At 64.5% G+C, this 19,503-nt stretch carries 16 protein-coding genes and 1 pseudogene; 10 read left to right on the top strand and 7 right to left on the bottom strand.

What is annotated here, in order from left to right; translation table 11 throughout:
* Nucleotides 1-216: 216 nt before the first annotated feature.
* The 7 genes and pseudogenes from AC1AUD_RS08915 to pknB all read left to right on the top strand — a co-directional run bounded on the left by AC1AUD_RS08915 (nucleotide 217) and on the right by pknB (nucleotide 9,395).
* Nucleotides 217-918: an FhaA domain-containing protein gene (locus AC1AUD_RS08915; protein WP_476573991.1), complete on the top strand. Its 702-nt coding sequence runs from the start codon at nucleotides 217-219 to the stop codon at nucleotides 916-918.
* Nucleotides 919-944: 26 nt separating this feature from the next.
* Complete coding sequence (locus tag AC1AUD_RS08910; protein WP_476573990.1) at nucleotides 945-1,466, top strand: FHA domain-containing protein FhaB/FipA; 522 nt, start codon at nucleotides 945-947, stop codon at nucleotides 1,464-1,466.
* A gap of 7 nt (nucleotides 1,467-1,473) precedes the next feature.
* Nucleotides 1,474-3,093, top strand: coding sequence for a PP2C family protein-serine/threonine phosphatase (locus AC1AUD_RS08905; protein ID WP_476573989.1), 1,620 nt, complete (start codon nucleotides 1,474-1,476; stop codon nucleotides 3,091-3,093).
* Complete coding sequence (locus AC1AUD_RS08900; protein WP_476573988.1) at nucleotides 3,090-4,667, top strand: FtsW/RodA/SpoVE family cell cycle protein; 1,578 nt, start codon at nucleotides 3,090-3,092, stop codon at nucleotides 4,665-4,667. The genes AC1AUD_RS08905 and AC1AUD_RS08900 overlap by 4 nt, the downstream gene beginning before the upstream one ends.
* A complete protein-coding gene (locus AC1AUD_RS08895) occupies nucleotides 4,664-6,130 on the top strand; it encodes a peptidoglycan D,D-transpeptidase FtsI family protein (protein ID WP_476573987.1) in 1,467 nt (488 codons plus the stop codon). The genes AC1AUD_RS08900 and AC1AUD_RS08895 overlap by 4 nt, the downstream gene beginning before the upstream one ends.
* Nucleotides 6,127-7,023: pseudogene (locus AC1AUD_RS08890) on the top strand (serine/threonine-protein kinase); the annotation flags it as partial. The gene AC1AUD_RS08895 and the pseudogene AC1AUD_RS08890, both read left to right, overlap by 4 nt.
* Nucleotides 7,024-7,331: 308 nt before the next feature.
* Nucleotides 7,332-9,395 carry a Stk1 family PASTA domain-containing Ser/Thr kinase gene (gene pknB / locus AC1AUD_RS08885; protein WP_476573986.1) on the top strand — a complete coding sequence of 688 codons (2,064 nt, stop codon included), beginning with the start codon at nucleotides 7,332-7,334 and terminating at the stop codon, nucleotides 9,393-9,395.
* A gap of 235 nt (nucleotides 9,396-9,630) precedes the next feature.
* On the opposite strand, the gene AC1AUD_RS08880 is transcribed toward pknB, so the two are convergent.
* From AC1AUD_RS08880 to AC1AUD_RS08870, 3 genes are all read right to left on the bottom strand, one after another.
* The gene (locus tag AC1AUD_RS08880) at nucleotides 9,631-10,278 is read right to left on the bottom strand and encodes an anthranilate synthase component II (protein ID WP_476573985.1); all 648 of its coding nucleotides are present in this window, start codon (nucleotides 10,276-10,278) and stop codon (nucleotides 9,631-9,633) included.
* A 76-nt stretch (nucleotides 10,279-10,354) separates the two neighbouring features.
* Nucleotides 10,355-11,557 carry a class E sortase gene (locus AC1AUD_RS08875; protein WP_476573984.1) on the bottom strand — a complete coding sequence of 401 codons (1,203 nt, stop codon included), beginning with the start codon at nucleotides 11,555-11,557 and terminating at the stop codon, nucleotides 10,355-10,357.
* Entirely contained in the window at nucleotides 11,554-12,354 is an 801-nt protein-coding gene (locus tag AC1AUD_RS08870) for a DUF881 domain-containing protein (protein WP_476573983.1), read from the bottom strand. Before AC1AUD_RS08870 ends, AC1AUD_RS08875 begins: the two co-directional genes overlap by 4 nt.
* 89 nt (nucleotides 12,355-12,443) lie before the next feature.
* On the opposite strand from AC1AUD_RS08870, the gene crgA reads away from it, so the two are divergent.
* On the top strand, nucleotides 12,444-12,866 hold the full coding sequence (crgA, locus tag AC1AUD_RS08865) for a cell division protein CrgA (protein ID WP_476573982.1): 423 nt from the start codon (nucleotides 12,444-12,446) through the stop codon (nucleotides 12,864-12,866).
* A 415-nt stretch (nucleotides 12,867-13,281) separates the two neighbouring features.
* A complete protein-coding gene (locus tag AC1AUD_RS08860) occupies nucleotides 13,282-14,481 on the top strand; it encodes an ATP-binding protein (RefSeq protein WP_476573981.1) in 1,200 nt (399 codons plus the stop codon).
* A gap of 8 nt (nucleotides 14,482-14,489) precedes the next feature.
* On the opposite strand, the gene AC1AUD_RS08855 is transcribed toward AC1AUD_RS08860, so the two are convergent.
* Nucleotides 14,490-15,197 carry a rhomboid family intramembrane serine protease gene (locus tag AC1AUD_RS08855; RefSeq protein WP_476573980.1) on the bottom strand — a complete coding sequence of 236 codons (708 nt, stop codon included), beginning with the start codon at nucleotides 15,195-15,197 and terminating at the stop codon, nucleotides 14,490-14,492.
* Between the two features lie 111 nt (nucleotides 15,198-15,308).
* Here AC1AUD_RS08855 and AC1AUD_RS08850 point away from each other — a divergent pair, with 111 nt between their 5' ends.
* Complete coding sequence (locus tag AC1AUD_RS08850) at nucleotides 15,309-15,521, top strand: hypothetical protein (RefSeq protein ID WP_476573979.1); 213 nt, start codon at nucleotides 15,309-15,311, stop codon at nucleotides 15,519-15,521.
* Nucleotides 15,522-15,613: 92 nt separating this feature from the next.
* Here the strand turns inward: AC1AUD_RS08850 and AC1AUD_RS08845 are convergent, their stop codons facing one another.
* The 3 genes from AC1AUD_RS08845 to AC1AUD_RS08835 all read right to left on the bottom strand — a co-directional run bounded on the left by AC1AUD_RS08845 (nucleotide 15,614) and on the right by AC1AUD_RS08835 (nucleotide 19,455).
* Nucleotides 15,614-16,414 (bottom strand): sulfite exporter TauE/SafE family protein, encoded by an 801-nt coding sequence (locus tag AC1AUD_RS08845; RefSeq protein ID WP_476573978.1) that lies wholly within the window; start codon nucleotides 16,412-16,414, stop codon nucleotides 15,614-15,616.
* 47 nt (nucleotides 16,415-16,461) lie between these two features.
* Nucleotides 16,462-17,805 (bottom strand): anaerobic sulfatase maturase, encoded by a 1,344-nt coding sequence (locus AC1AUD_RS08840; protein WP_476573977.1) that lies wholly within the window; start codon nucleotides 17,803-17,805, stop codon nucleotides 16,462-16,464.
* A gap of 123 nt (nucleotides 17,806-17,928) precedes the next feature.
* On the bottom strand, nucleotides 17,929-19,455 hold the full coding sequence (locus AC1AUD_RS08835) for a sulfatase family protein (RefSeq protein WP_476573976.1): 1,527 nt from the start codon (nucleotides 19,453-19,455) through the stop codon (nucleotides 17,929-17,931).
* Between the last annotated feature and the right edge of the window lie 48 nt (nucleotides 19,456-19,503).

Raw genomic sequence — 19,503 nt, 5'->3', positions numbered from 1 at the left:
AACGACTGCGTTCCGCGGGCCCCGACGCCTTCTCCCGTCATGGTCCGCATGCCGCCATATGCGCCGCGGATCGCATCGAGCGGCACCGACACCGCGCGATGCCGACGACTCCCGATCAAGATCCGACGGCAATGGAGCTTTTGCAAGTATTGCCAAGGCTCGCAGGCTCGGTTCGAGACCATGCGTACACTATGACAAGGATAGAAAGGGAGTACTATGAGCTTTCTCGACCGCTTTGAGAAGGGCGTGGAGGACAAGGTCAACGGAGTCTTCGCCAAATTCGGCTCCAAGGACCTGCAGCCCGTCGACCTCTCCAGCGCGCTGGAGCGCGAGATCGACAACGAGGCCATGCCCGTCGGCCGCGACCGCACGGTGGCCCCGAATGAATACCGCTTCAAGCTGAGCACTCCGGACTTCGACCGCATCGACCAGTGGGGCAGCGAGGCCCTGGCCAACGAGCTGGCCGACAACCTCACGCAGTATGCGAAAAGCCAGCACTACGCCTTCGTGGGGCCGGTGGTGGTGATTTTCGAGGAGGACCTCGACCTCAACAAAGGCGATTTCAAGCTCACCTCCGAATCCGTGCAGGGCAACGCCGTGCCCGTCACCACCGACGCGCAGACCGAGGACTGCCCGGTGCTCGAGGTCAACGGCAGCCAGTATCTGCTCACCAAGGAGAAGACCGTGATCGGCCGCGGCTCCGGCTGCGACATCGTGATCGACGATCCGGGCATCTCCCGCAAGCATCTCGAGATCGACATCACCGACAACGGCGTCGTCGCGCGCGACCTCGGCTCGACCAACGGCACCTATGTCGAGGGCCACCAAGTCCCGGCCGCCACGCTGCTCGACGGCAACACCATCACCATCGGACGCACGCGCATCCTGTTCTGGGCCTCCTCCGAGGAACAGGCCTAAGCCACCCGGAGCCAAGGTCCGTCATTATGACCGAACTCACCTTCGCGTTGCTCAAGTATGGATTCCTGATCCTGCTGTGGGTATTCGCATGGCTCGCGGTGCGCTCGCTGCACCGCGACATCACCTCGTTCTCCCCCCGCCCCTCGCGTTCGCGCCGGCGCAGGGAACGCCACGCGCGCGCGGCGGCCACCGCCACGGCCCCCGTGGCCGCCGCCAATCCGGCGTTGCCGGGCACGCCCGCGCCGAACGCCGATCCGACGCTGCTCGTCGTCATCGACGGCCCGCTGGCCGGCACCTCGATGCCGCTGACCGCCGGGACGGCGATCACACTCGGCCGCTCCGCCTCGAACGCCGTGGTGCTCGACGACGAATTCGTCTCCTCGCACCATGCCCGCGTCTACCAGGACCCGGCCACCGGCCGCTGGGCCATCGAGGACCTGGGCTCCACGAACGGCACCGTGGTCAACCACCAGCGCATCGCCGCCCCCACGCTGCTGCCCGCGCGCATCCCGGTGCGCATCGGCGCTACGACCTTCGAACTGAGGTAGCCGCCCGATGCCGAATTCCCCCACCCCACAGACCCTGTTCCTCTATTCGACCACCGTGTCGGATGTGGGCACCGTGCGCTCCAACAACCAGGACTCTTCCTTCGCGGGAGAGCATCTGGTGGCGATATGCGACGGCATGGGAGGCCACGCCGGCGGCGACACCGCCTCGACGATCGCGATACGGTCGCTGGCCCATATCGAACAGGACGACACGGGAGGGGACATCGCCGCGATCGCGCGGATGATGGAGACCTCCGTGATGGCCGCGCACGACGCGATCGTCGGCAAGGCCAAGCGCGAACGCAAGCTGGCCGGCATGGGCACGACCGTCACGGCCGTCGCGCTTGTGAACGGCCACTGGGTGCTCTCGCATATCGGCGATTCCCGCGCATATCTGCTGCGCGACGGCAAGCTGCGCCGCATGACCGCCGACCACAGCTATGTGCAGCACCTCATCGACACGGGCCGCATCACCGAGGCCGAGGCGCGAAACCATCCGCAGCGCAACGTCGTCATGCGCGTGCTCGGCGACTTCGACATCGATCCGCGCCCCGACATCGCGATCCTCGACGCGCGGCCGGCCGACCGCTGGCTGCTGTGCTCCGACGGCCTGTGCGGCGTGCTCGAGGATGAGACGATCGCCTCGATGATGACCCAGCTGTCCGACCAGGAGGAATGCGCGCAGACGCTGGTGTCGATGGCGCTCAAGGCCGGCAGCACCGACAACGTGACGGCCGTGATCGCCGATTCGACGCTGGCGCTCGACGCCGATGCCTTCGACCTGCCGCACCAGACGCCGCTGGTCGGCGGCGCGGCCAGTGCCAGCCTCGAGCCGATCGCCGACATCGTCAACGAACCGGTGGCCTCGGCCCCGTCGCTTCGTTCCGACGGCTCGCCCGCGCAGCGCGCCGCGGCCCTGGCGCAGGAGGCCGCGCAAGTCGCCGAGGAGGAGGGCGCGCAGGCGCGCATCGCCCAGCCTTCGGCGGTGCGCGAGGAAGCCGGCGAACGCGACAATCCCGACACCGGCGAGATCCCGGTCGTCCAGAAAAGCGACGGCCGTCTGTCGGCCGACCCGAACGACCCGGATGTGGCGCAGGCCATCCACCACGAGAAGATCAGGAAGCGCAAGTCCGACCATGCCAGGACCCGGCGCAGGCGCGTTCTCGCCGTCGTCATCGTGCTGGCCGTGCTGGCCGCGTTGGCCGGCGCCGGATGGGGAGCATGGCGCTGGAGCCAGACGAAGTACTACCTGACCGAGTCGAACGGCGCGGTGACGATCTGGCAGGGCGTGCCGACCGATCTGTTCGGCATCGACCTGTCGCACGAGGTCGAGCGCACGTCCATCAAAACGGCCCGGCTGCCCCAGTCCTGGCGCGACCAGCTGGCCGAGGGCATCACGGTGGACAACTATGACGAGGCCATCCGCCACGCCAATCTGATTCGCCGCGAGCTGAAGAAGAACCTCGAGCGCCAGCAGAAGGAAGAGGCGGACAAAAGCGGCAAGGCGGATGCCGGGAAAACCGGATCCGACGAGTCGAAGCAATCCAAGCCCTCCTCGACGGACGCCTCCGACAAGGACGCTGACAAGGCCACGGACGCGCCTGACAAGGACGGTGAGGGCCGATGATCGTCACCCGTCTGCGTCAGATGGCACTGCTGCTGCTGGCCATGTTCATCGGCGCCATCGCACTGGTGCAGATGTTCGAACGCACCACCGGAGGCTTCCCCGCCGGCTATGCGGCCATGTTGGCGCTCGTCGCCGCGCTGCTGCTCGTCGACTGGGCCCTGGTGCTCAAATTCCAGCCCTATGCCAGCCAGACGATCATGCCCTGCGTGCTCCTGCTCAACGCGATCGGACTGACGATGATTACGCGCATCGACCAGGCCGAGGGCACCTCCGTGGGGCTGCGGCAGCTGATTTGGCTTGCCGTGGCGCTGGTGCTCTGCGGCGCGCTTGTCGTGGCGCTGCGCGACTACCGGCTGTTGCGCCGCTTCTCCTATGTGTGCATGGTCGTGGGCCTGGTGCTGCTGCTGTCACCGATGATCCCGGGACTCGGCCAGAACGTCAATGGCGCACGCATCTGGATCCACATCCCCGGCCTGGGCTCGATGCAGCCGGGCGAATTCGCCAAACTGTTCCTCGCCGTGTTCTTCGCGGCCTATCTGTTCAACCACCGCGACCAACTGGCGGTCGGCGGGCGCAAGGTGCTCGGGCTCCAACTGCCGCGTATCAAGGATCTTGGCCCGATCGTCATCGTGTGGGTCGCCTCGATGGGTGTGCTCGTCGTGCAGCATGACCTCGGCACCTCGCTGATGTTCTTCGCGATGTTCGTCTCGATGCTCTACGTGGCCACCGGCCGCGGCAGCTGGATCGCGATCGGCTTCGTGGCCTTCGGCGCGGGCGCGGTGGCTGCCACGACGATCTTCAGCCATGTCGGCGCGCGCATCGACAACTGGCTGCACGCCTTCGACCAGGCGCAGTATTCCGCCGCAGGCGGCTCCTACCAGCTCGTGCAGGGCGTCTTCGGCCTGGCATCCGGCGGCATCTTCGGCACCGGACTGGGCCAGGGCCATCCTTCGATCACCCCGCTGGCCAATTCCGACTACATCTACGCCTCCGTGGGCGAGGAGATGGGACTGGTCGGGCTGCTCGCCGTGCTGCTGCTTTACATCATCATCATCGCCTCCGGATTCGTGACCGCCATGAAGATCAAGGACGGCTTCGGCAAACTGCTCGCCTCCGGGCTCGTCTTCACGATGGCCTTCCAGGTGTTCACCGTCGTCGGCGGCATCACGCTCGTCATCCCGCTGACCGGCCTGACCATGCCGTATATGGCCGCCGGCGGCTCCAGCCTCATCGCCAACTACCTGTTGGCCACGCTGCTGGTCATCATCTCGAACTCGGCCAACAAACCCGCGGCCGACACCTCGAGCGAGACCTTCCAATACGAGGCGCTGGCGGCATTGCGCGACCGCGAGCTCAAGGAGCGCAGCGAACAGGAGCCCGCCCGCCGCACCTCCTCGAGCACGCCCACCGAACCGGTGGACGTCGCCTCCCTCCGCAGTGACCCCGCCTTCGTCGGGAGCGTCGCCGAAGACCTCGACGAAGACGCGGAGCTGACCGCCACCCGCGAGCATCCGGTCGTGCCGGACATCCCCGCTCCCCCGGCCCCACGCACGGCGAGGGGAGGCGCACAATGAACAAAACCCTGCGCCAGCTCTTCACGGCCGTCATAGCCCTGTTCGTCGTCCTCGGCCTGTCGACGACCGTCATCACCGCCATCCGCGCGAACACGCTCAACGCCGATTCGCGCAACCAGCGCGCGCTCTATCACGAGCTCGGCGCGCCGCGCGGCTCCATCCTCGCCTCCGACGGCACCGTCATCGCCAAATCCGATCCGGTCAACGACGCGTTCTCGTATCAGCGCTCCTACGCCAACGGGCCGCTCTACGCGCCCGTGACCGGCTATTTCTCGATCAACCAGCCCGCCGACCGCGGCATCGAGGCATCCCGCGCCACATTGCTGTCGGGCCAGTCCGACACGCTGTTCTGGTCGCGGGTCAAGGCGATCGTCACCGGACAGACCAACAAGGGCGCCTCGATCGAAACCTCCATCAACCCCAGGCTGCAGCAGATCGCCTACGACCAACTCAACGGCAAGGAAGGCTCGGTCGTGGCCATCGAGCCAAGCACCGGGCGCATCCTCGCGATGGTGTCGACCCCGAGCTACGACCCCAATGTCCTGGCCACGCATGACACCAAGCAGGCCGACGCCGCATACCAGGCCCTGGTGCAGGAAACCGGCAATCCGATGCTCAACCGCGCCACCTCGCAGCTCTATCCGCCCGGCTCCACGTTCAAAACCGTGGTCGCGGCCGCCGCGCTTGAAACCGGCGACTACAACCCCGACACGCAGCTTCCGGCCGGTGCCTCCTACACGCTGCCCGGCACCGCCACCGCGCTGACCAACTCGACGGCGGCCGGCGGCGGATCGGACGGCAAGATCTCCTTCGAGGACGCGATGGCGTATTCATCCAACACCGCCTTCGCGCAGCTCGGCGTCAAACTCGGCGCCGACGAGGTCGAGGACATGGCCAAGAAACTCGGCTTCGGCTCCACCATCACCCTCGACGGCTCCGATTCGACCGGCGCGCCAATGAAAACCGTCGCCTCGAAATTCCCCTCCGACGCGGCCGAGGACCGGCTGGCCCTCGCCTCGATCGGCCAGGGCGACACGCTGATCACCCCGCTGCAGAACGCGCTGGTGGCGGCGGCCGTGGCCAACGGCGGCAAGCTGATGCAGCCGACGCTGACCGACCGCGTGCGCGCCTCCGACCTGTCCGTGCTCTCCGAGACCAAGCCGCGACTCATGTCCGAGGCCTTCGGCAAGGACACGGCCGATGCGCTGACGCAGATGATGGAGGCGGTCGTCACCAAGGAGAACCAGAACATCGCCATCGACGGCGTGAAGGTGGCGGCGAAGACCGGCACCGCCCAGATCGGCGCAAGCAACGAGTCCATCGACGGATGGACGATAGGTTTCGCACCGGCGGACGATCCGAAGATCGCGGTCGCCGTCGTCGTGCACAACGTGGATCTGCTCGGTTCGCTTGCGGCCGGCCCCATTATGAAGTCTGTGATGGAGGAGGCGCTCAGGCAATGAAACTCATCGAAGGACAGCTGATCCACCGCCGGTACCGCCTCGATGCGAGGCTGGCGCAGGGCGGCATGGGCGAGGTCTGGAAGGCCTGGGACATCCAACTGGGCCGCCCGGTGGCCATCAAGGCGTTGCGTTCCGACGTGACCAGCGCCGAGGCCAAGCTGCGCCGACTGCGCGCGGAGGCCCATAATTCCGCCAACCTCGCGCATCCGAACATCGCCGCGCTGTTCGAATACTACGAACACGACGGCATCGGCTTCATCATCATGGAATACGTGCCGAGCAAATCGCTGGCCGACCTCTTCCATGAGGAGGGGGCGATGGATCCGCTCAGGCTGCTGCCGATCCTGATCCAGACCGCCCGAGGCCTGTTCATCGCGCATTCGCACGGGGTCATCCACCGCGACGTCAAGCCGGCGAACATCATGGTCGCCGATTCGGGGGCCGTCAAGATCACCGACTTCGGCGTGAGCTATTCGACCGGCCAGGGCCAGATCACGCAGGACGGCATGGTCGTGGGCACCGCGCAATACATCTCCCCCGAGCAGGCGCAGGGCAAACAGGCCACGCCGCAATCCGACATCTATTCGCTGGGTGTCGTCGCCTACGAGGGCCTGGCCGGGCATCGCCCGTTCACCGGCGCCACGCCCGTCGACATCGCGGCCGCGCATGTGAACAACCCGGTGCCGCCGCTGCCGGACGACGTGGACGTGCAGCTGCGCGAATTCGTCATGTCGATGCTGGCCAAGGATCCGCAGGACCGCCCGGCCGACGCGCTGGTCGTCGCACGCACGCTGCAGCGCATCGAGCGCCGCCTCTACGACCAGCAGACCGTCTCCAGCGATGTCACGATGGTGACCGCGGGGCGCGTGCCGCGCCGCGTGATGAGCTCGCCGCACGCGGGCTCGTCGATGCTGCGCGCCGCCTCGACGGCCGCCGATCCTGTGCGCATCCAGACCAGGCCGGCGCCGCGGACGGTGACGGGGGTGGCGGGCGTCGATGCCGCGCCCGCGGCGTTTGCGTCCCCCATCGAACTCGACGCGACCGGCGCACCCATCACGCCCGCCGATCCGAACGCGGACGCACCCGCGCATGTCGTCGACCCGCATCCGGCCCCGCGGCCGATGCCACTGCCCGCATCCGGGGCAACCCAAGCGTATCCTTCCCAGGCCGAGCCGGCCCCGGGACAAGAGGAGGAGCAGCAATGAGCAGCAATATGCCCAACTCGTTGGCGAACGGCCGTTACCAGCTCGGCCAGCTCATCGGCCGCGGAGGGATGGCCGAGGTCCATGTGGCGCTTGACACGCGACTGGGCCGCACCGTGGCGGTCAAGATCATGCGCGCCGACCTGGCCAACGACGAGATATTCCTGAGCCGCTTCCGCCGCGAGGCGCATTCGGTGGCGCAGATGAACAACACCAACATCGTCGCGATCTACGACTCCGGCGAGGAGATCGTCTCGGCCGAGGGCGGGCAGACCGAACGCCTGCCGTATCTGGTGATGGAATACGTCAAGGGACAGACCCTGCGCGACATCATCAAGGTCAACGGGCCGCTGAGCCAGCGCGACGCGGCGCAGGTCATGCTCGGCGTGCTCACCGCGCTCGAATACTCGCACCGGATGGGCGTCATCCACCGCGACATCAAGCCGGGCAACATCATGATCTCCGAACAGGGCGCCGTCAAGGTCATGGACTTCGGCATCGCCCGCGCCCTCGATGACTCGGCCGCCACGATGACCCAGTCGCAGGGCGTCGTCGGCACCGCGCAATACCTCTCCCCCGAGCAGGCGCGCGGCGAATCCGTCGACATGCGCTCCGACCTCTATTCGGCCGGCTGCGTGCTCTACGAAATGCTCACCGGCAAGCCGCCGTTCACCGGCGACTCGGCCGTCGCCATCGCCTACCAGCATGTCTCCGAGGTCGCCACGCCGCCTTCCGCGGTGGTGCCCGGCCTGCCGAAGATGTGGGATTCGATCTGCGCGAAGGCCATGGCCAAGGACCGGCAGAACCGCTACGCCACGGCCGCCGAGTTCAAGAACGACATCCTGACCTTCATGAACGGCGGCATGCCGGTGGCGGCCTCGTTCAACCCGCTGACCGACCTGTCGAATATGAAGGCGCGCAAGCAGGCCGAGCAGGACGCCGCCACGCAGGCGATGTCCCCGGCCGAGGCCGCGACCACCACCCAGGCCTTCAACCCGGTGACCGGGCAGTTCGAGGCCGTCATGGCATCGCCGGCGGCCACACGCGCCGCCCAGCGCGAGGCGACCGCCAAGGCACGCCGCAAGAAGAAGACCATCATCGGCGCCGTCATCGGCGTGATCGTCGCCGTGGCCCTCGCTCTGGGCCTGTGGTTCGCCTTCGGCGCGCCCTCCAAGGCCGAGCAGGTCACCGTGCCCGAATTCAACGCGATGACCACGCAGGCGCGCGCCGAGGAGCAACTCAATGCGTTGGGGCTCAAGCTGCGCAAGATGGACGACACGAAGTCGACCGAACCCGAGGGCACCTTCACCCGCCAGGATCCGGCCGGCGGCGCGAAGGTCGACAAGGGCAGCACCGTGCGCGTGTGGTTCTCCACCGGCCCCAAGTCCGCGAAGATCCCCGATGTGAAGGGATACACGCAGGAGCAGGCGCGCAAGACGCTGACGGACGCCGGCTTCAAGGTCTCCGACAGCGTCACCCCGGAGGACTCCGCCACCGTTGAACGCGGCAAGGTGACCCGCACCAACCCGGCGGCCGGCATGGCGCTCGACCAGGGCCAGGAGGTCACGCTCTTCGTGTCGAACGGCATGACCAGCATGCCCGACGTCACCGGCAAGACGCAGGAGCAGGCGCGCAAGACGCTGACGGACGCCGGCTTCGGCACCATCGACATCCAGCATGAATACAGCGCCACCGTGCCGGCCGGCTCGGTGATCCGCATGGATCCGGCGGGCGGCACCCCCGTCTCGCAGGGCACGACGGTGACTATATGGGTATCCGACGGCGCGGAGAAGGTCACGGTGCCGGATATCAAGCTCAACACGGAGACGCTGGGATCGGCGCTGTCCAAGCTGCAGCAGGCCGGCTTCGCGATCCAATACACCACCGGCAGCTCCGAGGATATGCTCTCCGTCGTCACGAACATGAACCCCGCGCCCGGCACCCAGGCCGACAAAGGCTCCACCGTCACCATCACCACCCAGGCGATGGGCGACGATGACGGATCCAGCGGCGAGCCCGACGACCCGAACGATATCGGTGGCCGTCCCGGCGGCGCCAACTGACGGCTCCCGACCGGGTACTGACACCCCCTGACGCCCCCACGAACACGTCCCATGGGCACCCCGAGTCATCGGGAACCCATGGGACGTTCCGTTTTCTCCCTTTTCTCGTGCTAAGGGGGCCATAACTACGAGAAAAGCGAGAAAATCGACGCTGGTTTTCTCGCATTTCTCGTATCAATGTGTGGCTGGCACGAGAAAAGGGAGATTTCAGTAAGGCTGTCGAGCGGACCGGCCGTCAGTGGGCCGTCACCTTGGGCCGGAGGCCGGCCGACTTCTCAACGGCGTTCGTCTGCCCGCAGATCGCAAGCCAGTTGGCGAAAAGCCGGTAGCCATCCTGGCTCATCACCGATTCGGGATGGAACTGCACCGAATACAGCGGCAGATCGCGGTGCCTGATGCCCTGGATCGTGTGGTCGTCGATGGTGCGGGCCGTCACCACAAGCTCCTCGGGCACGGAATCCGGCTCGGCGGCGAGCGAATGGTATCGGGTGGCCGTCATCGGATTGGCGACGCCCTCGAACAGCGGGTCGTCGATATGTTCGACGAGGCTGGTCTTGCCGTGCATGATGGTCGGCGCATGGTCGACCGTGCAGCCGTAGACCTCGGCGAGCGCCTGCAATCCAAGGCAGACGCCCAGCATCGGCTTGCGCTCGGCGGCGCAGCGGCGGATCACGGCCTCGCTGGCACCGGCGTCGGCGGGCGCGCCCGGACCGGGGGAAATCAGCACGCCGTCATAATCGTCCAGCAATCCCGGGGCCTCGGGATCGATCGCATCGTTGCGCACGACATTGACGGTGGCGCCCAGCGTCTTCAAATATCCGACGATCGTGTAGACGAAGGAGTCGTAGTTGTCGACGACCAGGATGCGCGCGGAATCCGTCATAGTACCTCCCCGCCGGTTCAGGCCGGCATAGTTTCACGTGCGCCAGTCTACCGCGCCATCTGCGTTCGGAGGGCGGTCAGTCCACGACGAAATTCGACATCTGCTGCAAGTAGGGGATATGGGAGGCGGCCCACGGATATCCCCACTGGAACAGGGCGGCCGCGGCGGCGAGCGCAAGCAGCAGCACCTGCAGCCAGCGCACGGGGGCGACGCCGGGCTGGTGGCGCAGCAGCCATCCGTAGATGCTGATCTCGGGGCGAGGGCGGCGGCCGGCGCGGATATCCCTCAGCACGGGCCAGCGCCACGCGACGGCGGCCGCGATGAAGATGACGAGCCATGCAAGCAGCGCGACGATGACGACGGGCGCGAGCGAGTCGAGGCGCGAGGCAAGCGATGGGGTGCGCGAGTTGACGAAGCGCACGTTGCCGTTGGCGTCCTTGGCCGCAAGTTCCTCGGGCACGCCGTCGGAGACCTTGGCCCAGTATTTCAGCTCGCCGTGGCTGATCCAGCGGTGGGTCGGCGCGCTGTATTTCGGCTCGCAGGTCGTCAGCGTGATCATGCGCTTGGTCGCCGGCTGGCCGGGCCGCTCGGGGTTGGCGGCGATGACGCTCACATCCGTGGGGAGCACGATTTCGGAGGAGGTGTAGGAATACACATACCAGTAGTGCTCGGTGCGCACGATGATGGGGTCGCCCGGCTGGAGTTTGTCGACGTCGCCAAGCGGCTGGCCGTAGCCGTTGCGGTGGCCGGCGATCGCGAAGTTGCCGACCTGCCCGGGCAGTTGGGTGTCGGAATACCGCCCAAGACCATGTTTGTTGAGTTGCGTGAGATCGGTGCCTTCGACGAGGTTGCGTTCCCATTGCGCGCCGAAGCGCGGGATATATACCTGCGCGATGAGATCGCCGGTCTGCGGATGCTCCGGTTCGGCGGGCGGGGCGCCCTGCTGCGCGGCGGCGATCTTTTGTTCGCCGGCGGCCGCGGGGTCGGACCAGTTCACGGATTGCGTGGTCTCGTTTTGGATGCGCTCGGCTTCGACGCCGGTCCACCACATCTGCCAGGCGATGTAGAGCGCGCATATCGCGGCGAGGGTCAGCAGAATCTCGGCGAGCACGCCGACGGACGTCCATAGCGCTCCACGGCCACGGGACGGACGGGTCCGGCGACCGGTCCTAGGCTCGGCCTGTGAGCCGGAGCCGGGCGCATCCCCATCCGTCGCCGACGTCGGCGGAGCCGGCGGCTCATCGCGGCTGAACCGGGCATGGGCGGCGTGACGACTCATTGCCCCTGACCTTCCTGCGAACCGTCGCCGCCGTCCGCGGACACGGTGCCATCGTCGCCGTCAGCGGCGACGGAAGCATATTTCAGCGGCTGCAGCGAGGCGGCCGTCGACGGGAACTCAAGGTTTTCCTTGTTCTTGACCTCCCATCCGAGGCCGAAGGGGGAGACATATTGCTTGAACAACTTGATGGCGGGGGAATCGTCGAGCGCCTTGTTCAGGCGCTCCGGGTCGCCGATCGCGGAGATATGGAAGGGCGGGGAGTATTTCTTGCCGTGCAGCGACACGACGTTGCCGGAGCACAGCACCGCGGAGGTGGACAGCAGACGCTGGTCCTCGAACATCATCGAATCGGCGCCGCCCTGCCATAGCGCGTTGATGACGCCCTCGATGTCCTCCTGGTGGATCACATAGTCGTTGATATTGGCGGTGGTGCCCGAGCCGTTGACGGCCTGCTCCCACATCGGCGAATCGTTGAGGATCACGGTGACGCCGGGACCTTCGACCTTGCGCAGCATCGCGCCCGAGCCGGCGTCCTCGGAGTCGGTGGCGGTGCCGCCGGCGGCCAGGTCGGTGAAGGTGTCGATCTGCGAGCTCAGGCTTTTGACGTCCTCGGAGAGCTCCTCGACCCGCTCGACGCGCTGCTCGACCAGACCGGCGGTGTCGGAGGAGACGGTGGCGGTGCGGTTGACGCGTAGGTTGGTCATCAGCAGGTATCCGCTCAGCGCCACGACCACCATCACCGCAAGTGAACCGAGCAGGGAGCGGCGCGCGCCGTGCCGTGCGGTGTGCTTCGCCATCTGTCCTCGTTTCCGCGTATTTTTCGTATGTTGGCAGTCGCTTTCGAGTGTAACCACTATGATGACTTTTAGCCTATTGAATGGAGACTATGCTGATGGCTGACGAAGAGTTGCGCGAAACCGACTCGAAGGAGCAGAAGGACTGGCAGTCCGCAGACGCCGAGAGCGCCGAAGCCGCCGAGGAGAATTTCGGCGTCGACATGGACAAGATCCGCGCAGTGCTCGATGCCTCCGCGGACAAGGCCACGCTCACCCCGCAGATGCAGCGCATGATGGCGCGCCAGGCGGAGAACACCAAGCGCGTCGAGGAAACGATCAAGGGCACCAAGTCGAACCCGCGCTGGTTCGTGCCGCTGTTCTGCGCGCTGATGATCATCGGCCTGATCTGGGCCGTCGTCTATTACCTGTCCCCCGGCGGCGCCTGGCCGATCCCCGGCATCGGCGCCTGGAACCTCGCCATCGCCCTGGCCATCATCATGGTCGGTTTCATCATGACCATGTGGTGGCGCTGATTTATTCTTCCCCTTCCCTTTCTTCTCCGAAAGCCCGCGGCTCATCCGAGCCGCGGGCTTTCGTCATATGCGGTCCCCGTTTCCAACGTTCCCTCCGCCATCTCCGCCGCCGAAGCGAAGTTATCCACGGGTTATCCACAACGCATCTCCATTTATCCCCCGCTTATCCCCAAGTTATCCACAATGTTGTCCACAACTGTGGAAAACTACATTCGTGTAATTTATGTCGCCGGAATATACCACCAAAAGTGTCGAGTATAAACGACACTTTGCTCATATAAACGCAGATATGTCGACCATACTCGGCATATCTGTGATATATCATCGAAAACATCGAGTATAAACGACACTTTCGATGGAAGAGGACCCTATGGGTACGGACCACGGCCTAATCCCCCGCCCCACTTATCTACGAATGATCGAGCCCTACATCGGCACCGAACAAGTGAAAGTCCTCCAAGGCATACGCCGATGCGGCAAATCCAGCGTGCTGCGGATGCTGCGCGAGGAATTGGAGCAGCGCGGCATCGCACCTCGCAATATCTTCCATAAGTGCTTCGATGAATTCGGGCTGCCCCAACACATCACCGCCCAAGACCTGACCGAGGAGCTCAGCACGGCCTTTGCCAACGCGGATCCGAACTCTACGTTCTATGTTTTCCTCGACGAGATACAGGAGGTCGAGGATTGGCAGACCGTTGTCCGAGGACTGCACGGCAAACCGAATGTCGACGTCTATATCACAGGCTCCAATGCACGAATTCTGTCAAGCGATCTGGCCACGTTGCTCACCGGACGCACCATAACCTTCGACGTCTTCCCACTATCCTTCGTCGAATACCGTGACTTCGTCGCCGCCACGGACACGCAGCCGCACTCCGACGACGAAATGTTCGCCGACTACCTGCGGTTCGGAGGCATGCCCAGCCTGTTCTCGCTGCGCAATAGGGACATGGATGGCGTGACCCGAGAGCTGGGCTCCATCTATAACACCGTCATCCTCAAGGATGTTGCGGAACGGCTGGGAATACGGGATATTGCGCTACTGAACAGACTCGTGTCCTATCTGTTCTCGACTTCCGGAAACCTGTTCTCGACGCGCAAGGTGGTGGGGGCGCTGGTCAGCGGCGGACGCAAAACCACCGCCGACACCGTGGAAAACTACATCGACGCACTTGAACAAGCCTATATTCTGTGCGAAGCGCCGCAATCAGGCCTTCAAGGCAAGGAAATGCTCAACCCCCTGCGCAAGTTCTACCCGATCGACACGGGTCTGAGGAACATGGCCATCGGCTTCTCCATGCAGGATCTCGGCTTCCAATTGGAGGACGTGGCATGCAACGAATTGCATCGCCGCGGATGGCAGACAGAAGTCGGCGTGCTGCGCTCGGGGAAAGAAATTGATTTCGTCGCACGCCGACTCGACGAACGCGAATACATCCAAGTCACCGAAACCATGGTCGACGCTTCGACGCGCGAACGTGAGCTCGCTCCATTGCAAACGCTGAACGACGCTTTCCCTCGGACGGTGCTGACCTTGGACCGATTCAGCACCGGTATCACCAAGGATGGCATTCGCATCATCAACATCATCGACTGGCTGACGAAGCGGTAGGGCACCGCTCACCAACGCGGCGCGCACAGGACGATGACGGCGACGAGAAGGACGACCATCGCGGTGCCGTATATCCACATGCGCTGGGTGAAGGAACGGCGGCGAAGGGGCGGGATGCCGCTGACCAGCAGCCAGGTGAGCGCGCCGCCGACGACGAAGCCACCCGCATGCGCCTGCCAGGCGATGCCGCCCACGACGAAAGGCAGCAGGAAATTGACGCCCATCCATATGAGCATCGAACGGATGTCGACGCCGATGCGGCGGTAGACGACCAGTATGCCGGCGAACAGACCGAAGAGCGCGCCGGACGCGCCGTAGGCGGCCGTGGCCCAATCGCCGGTCGCGCGCGCCCAGACCATAAGTCCAGCCGAGCCGCCGAGGCCGGAGATCAGGTAGAGCGCGAGGAAACGCCAATGGCCCATCATGCGTTCGAGCACGGGGCCGACCGAATACAGAGCCAGCATATTGAACAGGATGTGCAGCACGCTTGGCGCGTGCAGGAACATCGAAGTAAGCCAGGTCCAGGGCATCACCAGCATCGTCAGCGGCGAGACCATGCCCATGCCGACAAAGGCCGCGAACGCGCCCGGGGCAAGGAGACGCAAGGCGATCTCGACCACCCACACCACCACGCATAGGGCGATGATGGCCTTGGTGACCACGGGGCCGCCGTTGCGCCATTCGTAGGACAATTCGCGTTTCGTCGGCATCTTCATAGGGGCCACTGTAGCCGGACACCTCACCCAATCGTCACATTCATGCAACTATGATGGAGGGCAGAGTCGGCCTGAATGGGCAGACCGGCCACACATGGGAAAGGAGCCGTCATGGAGAACAAATCCAGCGGTTGGAAGTTCTTTGCGTTGCTGTTCGGCGCGCTGCTCGCGGCCGTCGCAGCCCTCTACATCTACAAGCAGCAGAACCCGGACTACGATCCGTGGGAGGAGCCGTGGGAGAACAGCTCTTCGCCGGTCGATCTGGGGCTGAACAAGGCCGAGGCCACCGACGGCGAAACCGCCGAGCCCGCCGCCGAAGCCTGAATTCCACAAACGCAGCGAAACCCCCGCAGCCTTTTGGCTCGGGGGTTTTGTCATATATGCTTCGGGCACTCCGAATCGGCATACCAATCGGCTCAGTTGCCCAGCAATGTGGAGACCAGAGTGCCGATGGCGACCAGCAGCAGGAGCACTCCAAACAACAGCGTCAAGGTGCTTTCCTTGACGCGTCGCGAAGCCGGTGCACCAATCAGGCCTCCTCCCATCGAGGCCAAAGCAAAGACCACAACCACCATCCAGTCAATGGTGACACTGGTACCGATGCGCGAAATCAGTCCGACGGCCGAGGCAATGATCATCACCAATAGCGAGGTCGAGGACGCTTCGCGCATCGTAAAGCCAAGCGCCAGCACCAGCATCGGCACTACGGCGAACCCCCCGCCTACGCCGAAGAATCCAGTGAGGAAGCCTGTCGCGGTGGCACAGGCAATCAGCAACAGTAGACTGCGGCCGCTCCGTCGGCCGGAGGACGCATCTTCGACGGCTTCCGTGGCCTTCCCATCGGCACAGCGGGCACGGAACGCTTTGCGTAGCATCATGATGCCGACGACGACCAGCAGCACGCTGAACAGCAGCATCAATGTCCGAGGATTGACGAGCACGGACAGACGCGAGCCCAGCACTGTGCCCACCGAGGACAGCACGCCGAAGACCAGACCATCCCGCCAACGCACATGTCCTTCGCGTGAACGCGGTATCAACGAGACCAACGCGGTCAAACCGACGATGACCAAGGAACCGGCCGAAGCCGCATGAGGCTCCTGCCCCAGCAAATACACCAGCACCGGCACCGACAGGATGCCTCCTCCGGCGCCAAGCGCGCCAACGACGACGCCGACCCCCAATCCGACGGCTAATGCCACGATCAACTCAACCATCCACAATCTCCTTGCATCCTCATTACCTGTCTCCCGTGACAGAACGGTCATCGTGCGGCGCGCACCTGCCGACGCACTTGCGGATCCATGATTTCGGCGGGCGCGCGGTTTGCCCGCAGCAACCGCGCCATGCCGACGATATCGGGCCGAATATGCCCATAGAACTCGGTGTAGCCGGGGCAAAGGTAGTTCTGCCCCTCCTGCCCATCGGCGGACTTGACGAACCGGTCCTTGGGGCAACCTCCGTTGCACATGCGCAAATACGGGCACCGGCGGCACTGATCGGTCAGCTCAATGCGCTTCTTCCTAGAGAAACGTCGCATGACATCGCTGTGCGCCAGCGAGTGGAAGTCGTCCCTGAGCACGTTGCCGACGAGCCAATCCGGCTCGACCCAATGGTCACAGGCATAGACGTCGCCGTTGAACTCAAGCGCGAAATTGTTCCCGCATTCGGGCGCGTGCACACACACGGCATATTGGCCGAACAACGCGCCAAGGGCCGCATCGAAGTCCTGTACGAACACCCGGCCGACGTCCCGCGAAATCCATTCGTCGAAGATTTCACTAAGGAACCGTCCATATTGCGCCGGCCGTGTGGAACGCGAGGTGACCGCATCCCCGGCCTGGCGGTACAGCATGCCGACACCCTGCCCGCCGGTGGCGCGCCAGCCGTCGTGTTCGGCACGTTCGAGCTGCGATGGATTGACGCGCTCGACGATGGGGATGAACTGCATGAAGTCGGCACCGAGCTCGTCGCGGAAATATCGATAGACTTCGAGCCCGTGTTCCTCATTCGCATGGTGCACCGTGCACAGGATATTGCAACGCATGCCGGCCCGACGCAGAATATTCCAGCCTCGAATCACCATCGCATGCGTGCCGCGGCCGGCACGGTTGAGCCGGTAGGCGTCGTGATATGGCTCGGGGCCGTCGATCGAGACACCGACGAGCACGTCGTTGGCCTTGAGGAATTCGGCCCATTCCTCGTCGATCAATGTGCCGTTGGTCTGCATCGCATGGACAACATGTTGTCCGGGGCGACGGTAGCGTTCGCATAGCTTGACGAGGGTGCGGAAAAACGACAGTCCGCGCAGGGTTAGCTCACCGCCCTGCCAGAGCATCGTCACCTCGCCGTCGGGGCTGGCGGCCAGATATTCGGCGACATATGTGGCCAGCGTCTCTTCGCTCATCTGCTGGCGTTTGGTGGCGTAGAGCAGTTCCTTAGACAGAAAGAAGCAATACTGACAGTCGAGGTTGCAGGCCGCGCCGGTGGGCTTGGCGACGACGGAAAATGGCAATTGGCGACGCGTGAGCGGCCCCGCGGGAATCATGCTCCCGGTGGCACTCCTGCCATCGTCCCGTACCATCCGTGATGCCGTCGAGTCTGTCATATGAGCTCCTTAGTCAACGCATTCCGCCGATATATGCCTACTCCCCTGTCCCTATATTCGATCGGGGTCGAAATGGGAATGGCGGCCGCCCGACGGTTGCATCGAACGGCCGCCATGCGGGCGCTACTTGGCGACCTGGTCCCAGTCGGAACGCGCAGTGTTCTTCAGCGGAACGTCGAAGTCGGTCATCGCGGCCATCCACTTGGCGAAGGAGCTGTCGCCACGCTCGACCAACTGGCGGTAAAGCTCGGCGGCCATCTCACGGCGCACCTTGTCATAGGCCGGCGCCGCATAGACGTTGTTCATCTCGTTCGGGTCCTGCCTGAGATCGTAGAGCTCATCCAGCGACTCGTGGTTGATGACCAGCTTGTAGTCGTCGGTGCGCAGCATACGCTGCTGAATCGGGAAATGCAGGCCATGGAACTCGCACACGATGTTCTTGCGCCAATCCGGCACCTCGGCGCCGCGCGCCAGATCGACGACGGAACGGCCGTCCTCCACCTGCGCCGGATCAAGGCCGGCGATCTCCATGAAGGTGGCGGTCATGTCGATGAGCTGCACATAGTCATCGCACTTCGTACCGTGGGTGAGTCCCGGGATGCGGGCGATGAACGGAATGCGGTAAATGTCGTCGTACATGGCCGGCCCCTTGTCGTTGAGCCGGTGTGAGCCGGTGAACTCGCCGTGGTCGGCGCAGAAGAACATAGCCGTGTCGTCCATCAGGCCCAGTTCACGCGCCACGTCGAGGATACGGCCGATCTCGAAGTCGATCATGGCCACATATCCCCAATAGACGGCGATGAGCTTGCGCCACTGGTCGTTATCGAAGGAGGAGGTGGACCAGTAGGTCGCGTAGTTCTGCTGGACCGGCGGCTTACCGACGAGCGTATCGCCGAAGCTCTTGGGCAACGTGACGTCGTTCGGATCCATGAGGTCGAACCACTCGTCAGGAAGGAAGTAAGGCAGATGCGGGCCGAAGAAATGCACGTCCAGGCTGAACGGCTTGCCAGTCTCCTTATATTCCTTGGCGTATTGGCGCAGACGGGCAATGGAGCGATCGGCGATGAAACGCTCGAAGGTCGCCTCCTCCGGCTGCTCGAGCCGCGCCGCGATAATATGGCCGTCGCGGTTGCCCGGCAGCTTGCCACGCCAGATGTCGTGGGCCTTGACCGGCGGCAGGTCGTTTTCCTTGAGCCAGGCAACGTATTCCTCGTTGGCCACTGGGTTCTCGGCACCCCAGAAGGTGTCGTCGTCGCAGCCGAACTTATCGGGCAGGTTCGTGCCGCAATGGTATTTGCCGACCATGCCGACGTTGTACCCGGCATCGCGCAACGCCTGCGTATAGGTCCAGTCAGTTTCCGGGATGGCGGTCGAATAGGCGATGTTCCACTCCGGGTTGGCGAGCGTTTGGTGCTTGAACGGCAGCTGGCCGGTGAGCATCGAGGAACGCGCGGGAGTGCAGATCGCGGAGGGTGTGAAGGCCTTGGTGAACAGGCATCCGTCAGCAGCGAGGGAGTCGATGTTCGGAGTCTGCGCATGGGTGTTGCCCATGCATCCGAGGGTGTCGATGCGATGCTGATCGGTCATGAAGGTGATGATGTTGCGCACGTTGTCGGGGACGACGCGCGGTTTGGTCTGGCTGTCTGCCATGGATGCTCCTTTGGTTGGTGCGAACAGGTAACGAATATGGTTGGGGAT

This window comes from Bifidobacterium sp. LH_730 (assembly GCF_056355835.1).
This window is presented reverse-complemented; position numbering and strand designations above follow the sequence as displayed.